Here is a 12,335-nt window from a genome sequence, read left to right as displayed (position 1 = left end):
AGCAGGTAAAGAAGAAATTCTCGAAGCGTTCGGCACTTCAACGCGAATCGCTTTTACACGTATGGAAGATGAGTTATCAGCGATTAACGTGGTAAATGAATAAAGACACCTCACATACCCAAAGTCGCTATGATCTTATAGCTCCACTATATAATCTTATGGAGTGGCCGGTAGAAAAGCTGTTGTTCCAAAACTGGCGCAGTGATCTTTGGCAACAAGTCGAAGGCCTAAAAGTATTGGAGATTGGAGTTGGAACGGGCAAGAATATCCCATACTACCCTGATGATATTGATCTGACGGCTATTGATTTGTCCCCCAAAATGTTGCAGCGGGCGAAGCAGTTGTTGACAAAACATCAAAAAAGCAACGCAACTCTCAAAGAGATGGACGCCCAGCAGATGGATTTCCTCGACAATTCGTTTGATGCGGTTGTCGCTACATTCGTGTTTTGCTCGGTACCTGATCCGGTGTTGGGCCTCCGGGAAGCGTTGCGTGTAACCCGCCCCGGCGGTCGGCTTCATTTGCTGGAACACATGAGGGCCGACTGGTCGACCCTGGCCTCGGTGATGGATCGGCTTGACGCCCCGTTCCATTACCTGAGTGGCGTACATATTGCCCGGGAGACCGTAACGAACGTAGAAAAAGCAGGATGGCAACTACAACAGGTCCGGGATCTAACGAAAGGAGGCATTGTTAAAAAAATTGAAGGCGTTAAACCACGTTAGGCTTCCTCCTCTTCCGGCAATGGCAGCTCTAGGACAAACGTACTGCCCTCTCCCGGCCCATCACTATACGCTCGTATTTTTCCGCCGTACAACTCGACAATAGCCTTGACGAGAGGTAATCCCAATCCACTGCCCGGACTTTCCTGGACATCTTGTCGGTTAGCCCTATAGAATCGTTCAAATAAATGCTTTTGGGTTTCCTGGTCGAATCCAATGCCCGTATCACGTAGATGAATTACTGCTTTGCCGCTGGATCGTTGTAGCTGCAGGTCTACATGGCCACCATCAGGGGTATATTTCAATGCATTTTCCAGCAAATTGTTTATGATCTCCTCTATATAAGCTCCGTGGGCCCGAACCTGTAGATCTTTGTCGATATTTACATTAAAGGTAATCTCCTTTTCTTCAGCCATCTGTTGATACTTACCGGCCACTACTTCAGTAATGCGGCTGATATTCACGATCTCCGGTTCCGAACGATGTACCGACTCCACTCTTGACAACTGCAGCAGCAGGTGCACCATCTCGCTCATGCGGCGGGTTTCTGTTAACATCCGCTGGATGGTTTCCCTATACTCTTCTTTTGAGCGCGGCTTGCGAAGTATAATCTCCGCGTCGCTTTGCAGGGACGAGAGCGGGGTCATCAGCTCGTGGGCCGCGTCTGAGGTAAAACGCTTTTCGCGCTCGAAACCTCTTTGCAGGCGGTTTAACATCATATTGAACGTTTCCGCCAGGTCCGTAAGCTCATCTCGCACCTGGTAGTTTACGGGTATGCGCTTATCCAAATCGGTGGCCGTTATGGATTTGGCTGCATCGATAATCGAGGCGATCGGTGAGAGTGCCCTGTGTGAGAGCCAATAACCTCCAAGGATCGAAAAAGCGACACTTATTGCAATAAGAACCAACAGATATCGCCGGAACCGGTTTACCTCTTCGTGCAGTGTCCACTCAAATCCGGTTACTTCCAGCCATCCACAAAAGTCCCCTTCGTTATCTGTAATGGGATAGAAAAGCGTTCGGGCCGGCATATCTTGCCACTGGCTGCTGAAGGAAATCTCTGACGTTTCATTAGGGATCTCTGTTTCCAACGGCTGATCAACATCGGTAAAGTTTGGACTCTCATAAATAAGTTTTCCTTTGGGATTGTATAGCCGCACATAGGTTCCATATTCTACCCCACTTTCAAGTGCTGCATTGCGACTGTATCCCGAAAGATCAATGGAAAGCGTATCTCCGCTGGTATCGATATGGGGGAGCAACTGCTCAGCCTCAAACCGAAGATGGCGATCGTAGTTGTGATGAATGGACTGATGAAATGATTCATATAAAAAATACCCGAACAGGCTAAGCATCACGAAGAGACTCAGCCCATACCAGAACGCCAGTTTTTTGGAGATGGACAGGCGATCAAAAAAGCTCGTTATGCTACTCCCAATCCTGCTCATTCTTTGTTAATCAACTCACTATTAAGTCGGTATCCGGCGCCCCGAATGGTTTCAATGATACTATTGGAACTATCCCATGAAACCTCCTCACATTCCTCCAGCGATTCCCCCATTTTTTGGCGGAGCGTAGAAATCGTGGCTTCAATGGTATTATCGCTCACGTGATAGGCCGAACCCCAAACTCGTTCGGCGATTTGTGTTTTCGAAAAAACCGCTTCCGGTTCTTTTAGCAGCAGCTCAAGCAGAGCAAACTCCTTGGGACGAAGCGTCCGCTCTACGCCACATATATCAAGCTTGTGCTTACGGCTATCCAGTTCAATGGGTCCGGCCGAAACCGTTTCGGTATCATTAATTTCGGACTTTCGTCTGCCCAGGGCACGCACCCGCGCCAGCAATTCTTCAAAGGAGAAAGGCTTGCTCATATAGTCATCGGCGCCCGCATCCAGCCCCGAAACCTTGTGATCCAGATCGCCCAGCGCGGTTAGCATCAGGACAGGGAAGTCCCGCCCCTCTTTTCGCCAATACTGCAGGATTTGCTTGCCATCCCGGTTAGGCAGGCGCCAGTCAAGAATAACAACATCATAATCGCTGACCATCCCCTGGAGCTCGGCTTCTTCTCCATCGTGGATGACTTCAACAACGTGACCCTCCTCTACCAATCCACGCTTGAGGTTACCGGCAAGCTGTTTTTCATCCTCTACCAATAATATCCACATACCGCTGACTTTTCGATTGTTAGAACGATGACCTCAAGATAAAAGAAGCTCAGCAATAATGTTTTAAGCTTGATTTAAGGTTCACCCGTTATATTCCGGTTCTATGCTGAAATCAAATTTTTAAAACGGTAAAAAGAGGACGAAAAACCAGCTATGAGTGGAGACCATAACAGCATGACACGCCGTCGATTTCTGCAATATACCGCTTCAATGGCTGCCATGGCAGGTATCAGTTCCGTGCTGCCCACCTACGCTTTTGCAGGATTTGGAAATCGAGAGATCCTAACACCCGAAGGACCTGATAACGTTATTGATCTTACCATTGACAAAATGCCCCACAAAGTCGATGGAAAGCAAGGAGAAGCCATAGGAATTAATGGAACGGTGCCCGGCCCTCTCATTCGACTGAAAGAGGGACAGGACGTATTGCTGCGAGTCACCAATGAATTGGATGAAGCAACCTCCATTCACTGGCATGGCATTCTACTCCCCTTCCAGATGGACGGAGTGCCCGGCGTAAGTTTTGACGGCATTGCCCCCGGCGAAACCTTTGAATACCGGTACCCGGTGCGGCAAAACGGCACCTACTGGTATCACAGTCACTCAGGGTTGCAGGAGCAGCTCGGTCATTACGGTCCCATGATTATCGACCCGGCAGATGAAGATCCGGTCGAATATGACCGAGATTATCCTGTCGTACTATCGGACTGGACGTTTGAGGATCCCTATAAAGTGCTGGGAAACAGTGTAAAAATGGAAGGTTATTACAACTACCAGAAACGAGACCTTGGCGAATTTATTAAAGATACCAAACAGAACGGACTGGGCGATACGATCAAGGATTATCTGTCTTTTGGCAAGATGAGAATGAGTGCCACCGACCTGCTGGATGTGACGGGTGCCACCTATACGTACCTGATGAACGGCCGCGGGCCCGACTCCAACTGGAATGCCCTGTTTAAGAAAGGTGAAAAAGTGCGGCTGAGATTTATCAATGCCTCGGCCGGCACCACAGCATTTGACGTTCGCATTCCCGGACTCCGGATGAACGTGGTTGCAGCCGATGGACAAAACGTAGAGCCGGTCCCCATTGATGAATTTCGCATCGGCATCGCCGAAACCTACGATGTAGTCGTGGAACCCAGAGAGGAAAAACCGTTCACTATTTTTGCCGAATCGCTGGACCGCAGCGGCTATGCCCGCGGCACGCTTGCACCCCGTGAAGGGATGGAAGCTCCGGTGCCTGACCTGCGTCCGCGACCCAAGCGCAGCATGAGAGACATGGGCATGATGATGTCCATGGGCGGTATGGATATGGAAGGCGACGACATGGAAGGAATGGACCATGGTGATATGAATCACGGAGACATGGATCATGGCGACATGGAGATGTCCAATGACTCCAAATTGCCCGTAAAGCATGGACCCGACAAGCACGGACCAGGCGCGGCTGCCGTTGCCCAAAACCAGTTTGACCGCCTCGATGAACCCGGTATCGGACTGGGTAATGACGGTCGCCGGGTGCTGGTTTATAAAGATCTGAAGAGCCTTCGGCCCAACAGAGACACCCGCGATGCCCAGCGTGAGGTGGAACTGCACCTGACCGGCAACATGGAACGCTACATGTGGTCGTTCGACGGCAAGCAATTTCACCAGGTGGATGGGCCCATCGAGTTCAAACATAACGAACGCTTGCGGCTGATACTGGTCAACGATACGATGATGGAACACCCCATTCACCTGCACGGTATGTGGATGGAGATGGAAAACGGTAACGGGCAGTACAATCCCCGACAGCATACCCTGCTGGTGCAACCGGCTCAGCGCATTTCGGCTCTCATTACGCCCCGCGACAAAGGGCGTTGGGCATTCCACTGCCACATCCTCTATCACATGGAACGGGGCATGTTCCGCGTAGTGCAGGTGGCCGACGAAGACGGCAGCATTTATGGACAGGACTATTCGTAATAGCGGCCGACGAACGTTAGACCGAAATCTGTATGATCTCTAAAATTGCAATACCCTAACCATGATTAAACACGTATCGGCATTCCTTATCAGTGTTCTTTTTATTGCAGTCACGGGCACTTCTACATTTGCACAGAAGGCACCGGAGTTCAGCAACGACCTGATGATGGACGACAAAACCTACGTCTACCTGATTGCCGAAAAACTGGAATACCGAAGCGTCAGTGGCGCGAATCCATTAATGTGGGAGGTGCAAGGCTATGTGGGCAAGGATCTGAACAAGTTCTGGTTCAAGTCTCACGGCGAAGCGGTAACCACGGAGAGCGAAGCCGAAATGGAGTTCCAGGGATTGTACAGTCGAGCCATTGGCCCGTATTTCGATGTTCAGGCCGGCATTCGGTATGACCTGGCTTATGAGGGCGGAGCTAATAAATCTCGTGGCTTTGCAGTTCTGGGCCTGCAAGGGATGGCGCCCTACTTTTTTCACATCGATGGCGGCATGTTTGTAAGTGAGGATGGTGATATTTCCGTCTCGTTGGAAGCAGAATACGACCTGCTGCTTACCCAGCGGCTCATTGGCCAGCCCATATTCGAAACCAGCATCGCTCTGCAGGATATTCCGGAGTGGGGCATTGGATCCGGGTTCAATGATATCGGACTAGGCTTCCGGCTGCGTTATGAGTTCGCACGAGAATTTGCTCCCTACATCGGCATTAACTGGGAACGTAAGCTGGGCAAAACCGCCGATATGACCCGGGCTGATGGCGGGCACGTCAGTTCATTCAGCGCAGTAGGCGGCCTTCGCCTCTGGTTCTGATTTAGCTATTAGGTGATTGTCAGATTGGTTATTAGGTTATGGGTGCCTTCAGAGTGATACCACAAGCGGATCGTAAAACAAAATAATGGATATTCAGCTGCAAATAATCTGGAATCTGCTTGCAGCTCTTGGTGTTGGGGTACTCATTGGTATAGAACGTGGTTGGAGCGGACGCGAACACGATGAGGGCGATCGTATTGCGGGAATTCGAACATTCAGCCTCGTAGGATTGCTGGGGGGGATCTGGGCTGAATTATCGAACCAAATGAACGAATGGGTATTAGCCGCCGTAATACTTTCCCTTGGTGCCCTCGTTGTCACTTCCTATATCATCGAATATAAAACTAAGGAGGAAAAAGATCTCGGCATAACCACCGAAGTGGCGCTTTTGCTTACTTTTGGTTTAGGTGCTTGGGCAACCCTTGGATATCATTTTTTGGTCTTGGGAATAGCGGTTGTGGTAATGGTGATTCTGAATTTGAAGCCCATTTTACACCGATGGCTGCGAATGATCGAAGTCAAGGAAATTTATGCCGGACTTAAGCTTTTGATTATTTCGGTCGTTTTGCTGCCCTTGCTGCCCAATCAGGGATATGGACCCTGGGATGCACTCAATCCCTACTGGATTTGGTGGATGGTCGTGCTTATATCGGGATTGTCGTTCATCGGCTACATTTTCATCAAATACAAGGGAGAACGATTGGGTACGCTTCTCACATCAGTTACTGGCGGAATTGCCTCTTCTACAGCCGTTACCTTAAGCCTGGCACAGTTTTCTCGTCAACAAAAAAAAATAGGCAGCCATATTTTTATTGCCGGCGTACTTGTTGCCTCTTCCATCATGTTCGTTCGGGTAGCAATCGAAGTAGTGATCGTCAATTCCAGCTTACTGCATCCCCTGTGGATACCCTTGGTTGTTATGCTGGTTTTAACAGCAGGCGGGGGAATATGGCTTTGGAAAAGGCATAGCAATATTTTATCTGACAAGCCCACCATAGAGCTTAAGAATCCGCTTAATTTTTTTACTGCGCTACAATTCGGCATACTGTTGGGAGTCATCATGCTGCTTGCCACCGCGCTGGAACAGTGGTACGGCGATCAGGGTATCTATCTGCTTGCTCTAATTTCAGGACTGATGGATGTGGATGCGATTACACTATCGCTGTCTCGCATGGCTTTAAATGGAACGAGCGAAAAGGTTGTCACATTGGGAATTATCCTTTCTGTTATTTCGAATACCCTGGTAAAGGCGGGACTTTTCGTCTTCTGGGTCGGCTTTAAGAAGAGCAAGCCTCTTATATGGGCAGTACTTCTAATCTCTGTCGCCGGAATTGCCAGTATGTTACCCTTTCTTTGACGGATAACAATTACAATCATCGTCTCCACACACCCGGGACACCCAAGTCCTGCATCCCAGATGCAGGACTTTTTTAATAGCATACCCCCGATGATTTAAGGTTCATTTCCGGTAACCCACTCGGTTCATATCCGAAGCGGTGAAACAGCCAAAGATTTCTTGCAAAGTGAGAGAAAATACAACTGACACATTCGAATATTTTTGAACATCTGCACTTACTCTGAAATCTAATTATTATGAAATACCTACAACCAGCCTTGTGATCCGAGAAACAGGAAAACGGCCAGCAGGATCAGTACCACAAAGAAGCCTGCTCCCCAACGTCGTTTCCATGTGCCCTTTTCCGCGTAATGAATGAGCATGGCGGACTGCAGGGTGGCAAGGGTCAGTGCTGTCAGCACCATCGGCTTCCAGTAGGGCCAGCCGAGGTAGTGCATGATTTCAGAAATAATGAATAAAACAATGATGGGCATAGACATACGGTCAGCCCTATTCAGCATGCTCTGGTCCCTGGATGTATCTTCCGTATGCATCACAGGTACCACATTATCGCCGCAATAACCAGAAGTAATACGACAAGTCCCAGGATGCGCATGGCGGAATGACGCTCGCTTTTTTTATGGCTGTAGATCAGTATGGCAATATGTGGCCCCAGAATGAGGATCATTGCGGTAACTTCCAGGGCCAGCACACCGCGGTCCAGGCGAATCAGCAGCAGCGAAAGTATCAAAAGCACAAGCCCGAACCTGGCTGTTTCATGGGCTATGTCCACGATCATGCGACGGGCAGAGCTGGAGTTATTTGTTTCAGACATGTCGCTGGTTTTTAAAAGGTGAAGAGCAGCCATACCGTCACGGCAAGCAGAAAGAGCAGAAAAAACCGTTCAGCTTCCGTTTCCAGCCGCCCTTCTCATTGTATATAAAGGTGACCGTCAGTCCCCCGACAACACACAGATAGGAGATGCCGATGGCCCCGTCCGTCCACAGCGCATCAACCTCAAGGTGATCCAGCAGTACGGAAATAAACCAGAAAAGAAGTCCAACGTGGTACAGGTCGTCTCCCCTTTCCCGCATCTTCTGGGTGCGATTGGCGTCGGAATTTGTTGCGGTATCATTCATGGCCCGATGCTTGATGATAGCCTGGCCGGCATGGACCGGCAGAATTTGATACTGCCAGTATAAATTAAAAATCTCTCCAGCGCAAAAGAGACCGGCATATTGGCGTTGTGCGCCGCGTCAATCGCGGTCTAGTTCCAGCCGAAAAGCCCTCACTTCCTCTCGCAGCTCCTCCACACCCGGGTTACCTGGGGCGCCCAGGTGGGTCTTGGACCGCAGGTTGGCCTCGGGGTCGTCCGCCTCCAAATTATCCAGCTCCTCTTTAACACGATGGTAGGCATCCCGAAAGGAAAGCCCCTCTCTGACCAGCTCGTTAGCCCGGTCGGCCGCGAAGAGCTCGGGCGTACAGGCCGCCCGCAGATTCTCCTCTACCGGCCGCAGGCTTTCGGCCAAAAGGGTGGCCATCTCCAGCATCTCCAGGATGGTATCCAGCGACCGTATGACATGACCCTTGGCCAGCTGAAGGTCGCGGTGGTAGCCGGATCCCAGGCCGTTGATATTCATGCGGATGGCCTGCGCCGATCCCGCGAGCTCAGCATGACGGGCGCGCATCAACTCGGCAGTGTCGATGTTACGCTTTTGCGGCATGATGGAGGAGCCGGTGCAGAAGACGTCGTCCAGCTCAAAGAATCCCCGTTCAGAGGCCGTAAAATCAAGCAGGTCGTCCGCGAAAAGGGCCAGCGTGGAGCCCACCGCCTCCAGCGCCTGCACCACCTGCAGGTCCACCCTCCCCCGGGTGTTCTGGGCGGCGAGGGAGGCCACCAGGGGACGCGAGAAGCCCAGCTTGCGGGCCGTCTCCTCCCTGGGCAGGTCGAAGGCCGTGCCGTAGCCGGCGGCCGTACCCAGGGGGCAGCGGTCGGCCTGCCGCCATGCTCCGCGCACCGCCTCCAGGTCCATGATCAGCATCTCGGCCAGGGAGGCAAGCCAAAGCGGAACGGACGAGAGCATGGCCTTGCGGGTGTGAGTGTAGCCCGGCATAGGCACTCCGTCGTATCGCCTGGCCTGGTCCAATAGCGTCTCGGCCAGCAGCTTTACGCCACCGACCACCTGCTTGAGCCCGTCCTTCTCCAGCAGGCGCATGGCCACCAGCACCTGGTCGTTGCGGGAGCGCCCGGCGTGAATCTTTCGTCCCAGCTCCCCCAGCTTGTCGGTCAGGAACTCTTCGATGGCGGTGTGGCAATCCTCCTGCTCTGGAAGAATCTCGAAATCCCCCGCCTTCCACAGGCCGTGAATTTCGTCGAGCGCCTCCTGCAGGCGGACGCACTCCTCCTCATCGAGTACGCCGGCGTGCACCAGCGCCTCCGCGTGCACTTTGGAGGCCCGGAGATCGTAGGGAAGCAGCCTGCGGTCCAGCAGATAGTCCTCCCCCACGGTGAAGGCCTCCACCTTGCGGCGAAGTCCCGCTCGGTTCCCTGTCTTGTCGTTCTGCGTCTTTCCGTGTTCGCTTTCCCAGAGTTTAGACATGCTGTTTGACTCCCTTTTTGAGGTTGTAGGCGGTTTTCTGTGGCAGGTTCCAAAGCTCGATGAAGCCTGCGGAGGCATTCTGGTTGAAGGCCGCCGACTTGTTGAAGGTAGCCAGGTTCTCGTCGAAGAGCGAATAGGGCGACTCCAGGGCCACCACCTCGCAGTTGCCTTTGTAGAGGCGCAGCTTCACCGTGCCGGTCACCTTTCGGTTCTGGTTGTCGATGAAGGCGCGGATGTTATCCATGACCGGCTCAAAGTACTTGGCCCCGTAGCAGAGGTAGGCCCAATTGGTGTCCATGAGCGTCTTGAGCTCATTTTCCTCGCGGGTGGAGACCAGCTGCTCCAGGTTTTTATGCGCCTGGATGAGGATGTGCGCGGCCGGATTCTCGTAGATGCCCCGCACCTTCAGTCCCACCACGCGGTCCTCGATCAGGTGGAAATAACCCACCCCGTGCCGCGCGCCCAGGTCATTGAGAGCGGTGATCAGCCCAGCCGGCTTCACAGGAGCTCCATTGAGCTTTACGGGACGTCCCTCTTCGAAGCCGACAGAGACAATCTCCTCCTTGTCGGGTGCCTCCTTCGGGGTGTTGCACCACTTGAGGATGTTACCGAGCGGGGGAATCTTGCCCGGATCCTCGATCTCGCCCCCCTCCCCCGTGTTGGCCCACATGTTTTCGTCGTAGGAGTAGGGAGATTCTTTGGTCTGCTCGACCGGGATGTCGTTGGCCAGGGCATATTCGATCTCCTCGTCTCGTCCCATGGACCACTCCCGAACCGGGGCGATGGTTTTCAGGGAGGGATCCAAGGTGGTGATATAGCTCTCGAAGCGCACCTGGTCGTTGCCCTTGCCGGTGCAGCCGTGGGCGATAACCTGGCAGCCGTATTCGGCGGCAAGGCGTACGGCGACCCGGGAGATCATGACCCGTCCCAGCGGGCAGCCCAGGGCGTAGCCGCCCTGGTAGTCGGCGTTGGCGCGGACCGACTCCAGGCAGAGCTCGGCAAACTCCTCCTTCGCGTCATAGACGACGGCCTCTTTGGCCCCGAGGGAGAGCGCCTTCTCGCGGATCCACTCCAGGTTGTCGGCGCGCTGGCCGAGGTCGATGGCCAGGGCGATGACCTCGCATTCGTACTCCTGCTGTATCCACTTGAGCATGACGCTGGTGTCCAGGCCGCCGCTGTAGAGCAGCAGGCAGGTGTCGAAGGTTCCTTTCTCGGCTTCGTGGGAAGCGGTTTTATGGTAGTGTTGCTGTTGCATGGTTACGTATTCTTGAAAATTGGAGATAAAAAAGGTTTCGTGCGGAAAGAGGCACCCGGTGCTCAGGCCTCGGCGGCCAGCTGACGGCGCGACGCTACCGGGGAGGCAGCCTGGCTGTCGGTCAGCAGGGTGCTGAAGACCCCCTTGGAGACCACCATCCGGTTGCACGCCTGGTCGTAGATCCAGGAGTTTTCGTGGTCGAGCACCTCGTCGGTTACCTCCACCCCGCGGTGGGCAGGCAGACAGTGCATGAAGCCCGCATGGGAGGGCGCCTTTTCGAAGAGCTCGCCGTTTACCTGGTATTTCCGGAAGGCGGCCAGCTTCTCGTCGTAGATCTTCTCCTCGCCCATGGAGACGAAGGCGTCGGTGTAGACGGCGTCGGCGCCGCTGACGGCCTTCAAAGGATCGGTGGAGTGGGTGAAGGTACCCCGGTGCCGCTTGGCCAGCTGGATAAAATGGTGCAGCTGCTGCTTGTCCCAGTAGTACTCGCGGGGACCTGCAAAGCGGATCTCATGGCCGGACATCAGGAGGATCTCGATGAGCGAAAAGGCCACATTGTTGGCATCGCCCACGAATGACACGGTGAGCTGGTGTCCCTCTCCGAACTTCTCCTGCAAAGTGTAAAGATCGGCCAGCGCCTGCATGGGATGGTGCTTGTCGCAGAGGGCGTTGATGATGGGGATACCTGAAAAGGAGGCCAGCGTGGTGAGTGTCTGGTGGCGGTAGACCCGGGCAAAGATGGCGTCGCACCACTCCGATACGTTCTTCACGGTGTCCTTGAGCGCCTCGCGCTCTTCGGGCACGTCGGATTCAAACTCGGAGGGATGCACCACCTTGCCGCCCAGAAAGGCCTCCGGAGAGATGTGGATCACATCGCCGCCAAGGGCGTTGATGGCCACCTCGGTTCCCACCTTGGTTCTCAAGGAGGGCTTCTCGAAGCAGAAGAGGATATTCTTGCCCTCCAGGGTTTTGATGGAGGGATTGGTGTGAAGGTACCGGCTTTGCCGCAGCAGATGCTGAATGTAGGACGGGTCGTTGCCGCCGATGGAAAGGAAATGGTTCATAGCCTTAAACGTTTTGTGAGTTACAAAAAAAAGCCCGCTCAATCGTGAGAGTGAGCGGGCGAATACTTAATGATGGATAGAGATCAAGTATTTCGCCCTTTCGGGCGGCGGCGTCGTTCGTTTAAGGCTATGCGCACTTGCTCTATCATCAACAGATGTCTTTTGGAAATGCGAGAAATCTAAGCGGTTCGGCCTTGGATGTCAACCCCCAATTTGAACTAAAAGCCAAAGATCTCCAATCTTACAAATTTACAGAGTGTTAAATAAGTAGTAGAACTATACAAGCGCATACTGCGTGCTCTTGTTACGGGTAAACAACGGAAAAGGCCTTGAATTATGAATACATCCACTCCTTTACCTACGACAGTTACTCCGTGGTCCCCTGCCCTATTTGCATATTCAATTCGTC

At 52.9% G+C, this 12,335-nt stretch carries 12 protein-coding genes; 4 read left to right on the top strand and 8 right to left on the bottom strand.

What is annotated here, in order from left to right; translation table 11 throughout:
- Positions 1 to 95 precede the first annotated feature (95 nt).
- A complete protein-coding gene (locus U5K31_13975; GenBank protein ID MDZ7773828.1) occupies positions 96 to 725 on the top strand; it encodes a class I SAM-dependent methyltransferase in 630 nt (209 codons plus the stop codon).
- Here U5K31_13975 and U5K31_13970 read toward each other — a convergent pair.
- Together U5K31_13970 and U5K31_13965 are read right to left on the bottom strand one after the other, a co-directional pair.
- On the bottom strand, positions 722 to 2,170 hold the full coding sequence (locus tag U5K31_13970; protein MDZ7773827.1) for an ATP-binding protein: 1,449 nt from the start codon (positions 2,168 to 2,170) through the stop codon (positions 722 to 724). The two genes, U5K31_13975 and U5K31_13970, sit on opposite strands and share 4 nt — an antisense overlap.
- Positions 2,167 to 2,886, bottom strand: a complete 720-nt coding sequence (locus tag U5K31_13965; protein ID MDZ7773826.1) for a response regulator transcription factor — start codon at positions 2,884 to 2,886, stop codon at positions 2,167 to 2,169. The genes U5K31_13970 and U5K31_13965 overlap by 4 nt, the downstream gene beginning before the upstream one ends.
- Positions 2,887 to 3,039: 153 nt before the next feature.
- On the opposite strand from U5K31_13965, the gene U5K31_13960 reads away from it, so the two are divergent.
- The 3 genes from U5K31_13960 (at position 3,040) to U5K31_13950 (ending at position 7,028) form a co-directional block, all read left to right on the top strand.
- Complete coding sequence (locus U5K31_13960; GenBank protein MDZ7773825.1) at positions 3,040 to 4,854, top strand: copper resistance system multicopper oxidase; 1,815 nt, start codon at positions 3,040 to 3,042, stop codon at positions 4,852 to 4,854.
- 61 nt (positions 4,855 to 4,915) lie between these two features.
- Positions 4,916 to 5,671, top strand: coding sequence for a copper resistance protein B (locus tag U5K31_13955; protein MDZ7773824.1), 756 nt, complete (start codon positions 4,916 to 4,918; stop codon positions 5,669 to 5,671).
- Positions 5,672 to 5,756: 85 nt separating this feature from the next.
- Positions 5,757 to 7,028 (top strand): MgtC/SapB family protein, encoded by a 1,272-nt coding sequence (locus U5K31_13950; GenBank protein ID MDZ7773823.1) that lies wholly within the window; start codon positions 5,757 to 5,759, stop codon positions 7,026 to 7,028.
- A 245-nt stretch (positions 7,029 to 7,273) separates the two neighbouring features.
- Here U5K31_13950 and U5K31_13945 read toward each other — a convergent pair whose 3' ends face one another.
- The 6 genes from U5K31_13945 to argF form a co-directional block, all read right to left on the bottom strand.
- Positions 7,274 to 7,501: a hypothetical protein gene (locus U5K31_13945; protein MDZ7773822.1), complete on the bottom strand. Its 228-nt coding sequence runs from the start codon at positions 7,499 to 7,501 to the stop codon at positions 7,274 to 7,276.
- A 59-nt stretch (positions 7,502 to 7,560) separates the two neighbouring features.
- The gene (locus U5K31_13940; protein ID MDZ7773821.1) at positions 7,561 to 7,842 is read right to left on the bottom strand and encodes a hypothetical protein; all 282 of its coding nucleotides are present in this window, start codon (positions 7,840 to 7,842) and stop codon (positions 7,561 to 7,563) included.
- Between the two features lie 37 nt (positions 7,843 to 7,879).
- On the bottom strand, positions 7,880 to 8,146 hold the full coding sequence (locus tag U5K31_13935) for a hypothetical protein (protein ID MDZ7773820.1): 267 nt from the start codon (positions 8,144 to 8,146) through the stop codon (positions 7,880 to 7,882).
- A 117-nt stretch (positions 8,147 to 8,263) separates the two neighbouring features.
- On the bottom strand, positions 8,264 to 9,607 hold the full coding sequence (gene argH / locus U5K31_13930; GenBank protein MDZ7773819.1) for an argininosuccinate lyase: 1,344 nt from the start codon (positions 9,605 to 9,607) through the stop codon (positions 8,264 to 8,266).
- Positions 9,600 to 10,862, bottom strand: a complete 1,263-nt coding sequence (locus tag U5K31_13925) for an argininosuccinate synthase (protein ID MDZ7773818.1) — start codon at positions 10,860 to 10,862, stop codon at positions 9,600 to 9,602. The genes argH and U5K31_13925 overlap by 8 nt, the downstream gene beginning before the upstream one ends.
- Positions 10,863 to 10,924: 62 nt before the next feature.
- Positions 10,925 to 11,926, bottom strand: coding sequence for an ornithine carbamoyltransferase (gene argF / locus U5K31_13920; GenBank protein MDZ7773817.1), 1,002 nt, complete (start codon positions 11,924 to 11,926; stop codon positions 10,925 to 10,927).
- Between the last annotated feature and the right edge of the window lie 409 nt (positions 11,927 to 12,335).

This window comes from Balneolaceae bacterium (genome assembly GCA_034521445.1).
Classification (GTDB): Bacteria; Bacteroidota; Rhodothermia; order Balneolales; family Balneolaceae; genus JAXHMM01.
This window is presented reverse-complemented; position numbering and strand designations above follow the sequence as displayed.

What these genes read in the sequence shown, in the direction of transcription:
- U5K31_13975 (MDZ7773828.1), top strand. Translation starts at nt 96, where the DNA reads ATGAATAAAGACACCTCACATACCCAAAGTCGCTATGATCTTATAGCT.
- U5K31_13970 (MDZ7773827.1), bottom strand. Translation starts at nt 2,170, where the DNA reads ATGAGCAGGATTGGGAGTAGCATAACGAGCTTTTTTGATCGCCTGTCC.
- U5K31_13965 (MDZ7773826.1), bottom strand. Translation starts at nt 2,886, where the DNA reads ATGTGGATATTATTGGTAGAGGATGAAAAACAGCTTGCCGGTAACCTC.
- U5K31_13960 (MDZ7773825.1), top strand. Translation starts at nt 3,040, where the DNA reads ATGAGTGGAGACCATAACAGCATGACACGCCGTCGATTTCTGCAATAT.
- U5K31_13955 (MDZ7773824.1), top strand. Translation starts at nt 4,916, where the DNA reads ATGATTAAACACGTATCGGCATTCCTTATCAGTGTTCTTTTTATTGCA.
- U5K31_13950 (MDZ7773823.1), top strand. Translation starts at nt 5,757, where the DNA reads ATGGATATTCAGCTGCAAATAATCTGGAATCTGCTTGCAGCTCTTGGT.
- U5K31_13945 (MDZ7773822.1), bottom strand. Translation starts at nt 7,501, where the DNA reads ATGCCCATCATTGTTTTATTCATTATTTCTGAAATCATGCACTACCTC.
- U5K31_13940 (MDZ7773821.1), bottom strand. Translation starts at nt 7,842, where the DNA reads ATGTCTGAAACAAATAACTCCAGCTCTGCCCGTCGCATGATCGTGGAC.
- U5K31_13935 (MDZ7773820.1), bottom strand. Translation starts at nt 8,146, where the DNA reads ATGAATGATACCGCAACAAATTCCGACGCCAATCGCACCCAGAAGATG.
- argH (MDZ7773819.1), bottom strand. Translation starts at nt 9,607, where the DNA reads ATGTCTAAACTCTGGGAAAGCGAACACGGAAAGACGCAGAACGACAAG.
- U5K31_13925 (MDZ7773818.1), bottom strand. Translation starts at nt 10,862, where the DNA reads ATGCAACAGCAACACTACCATAAAACCGCTTCCCACGAAGCCGAGAAA.
- argF (MDZ7773817.1), bottom strand. Translation starts at nt 11,926, where the DNA reads ATGAACCATTTCCTTTCCATCGGCGGCAACGACCCGTCCTACATTCAG.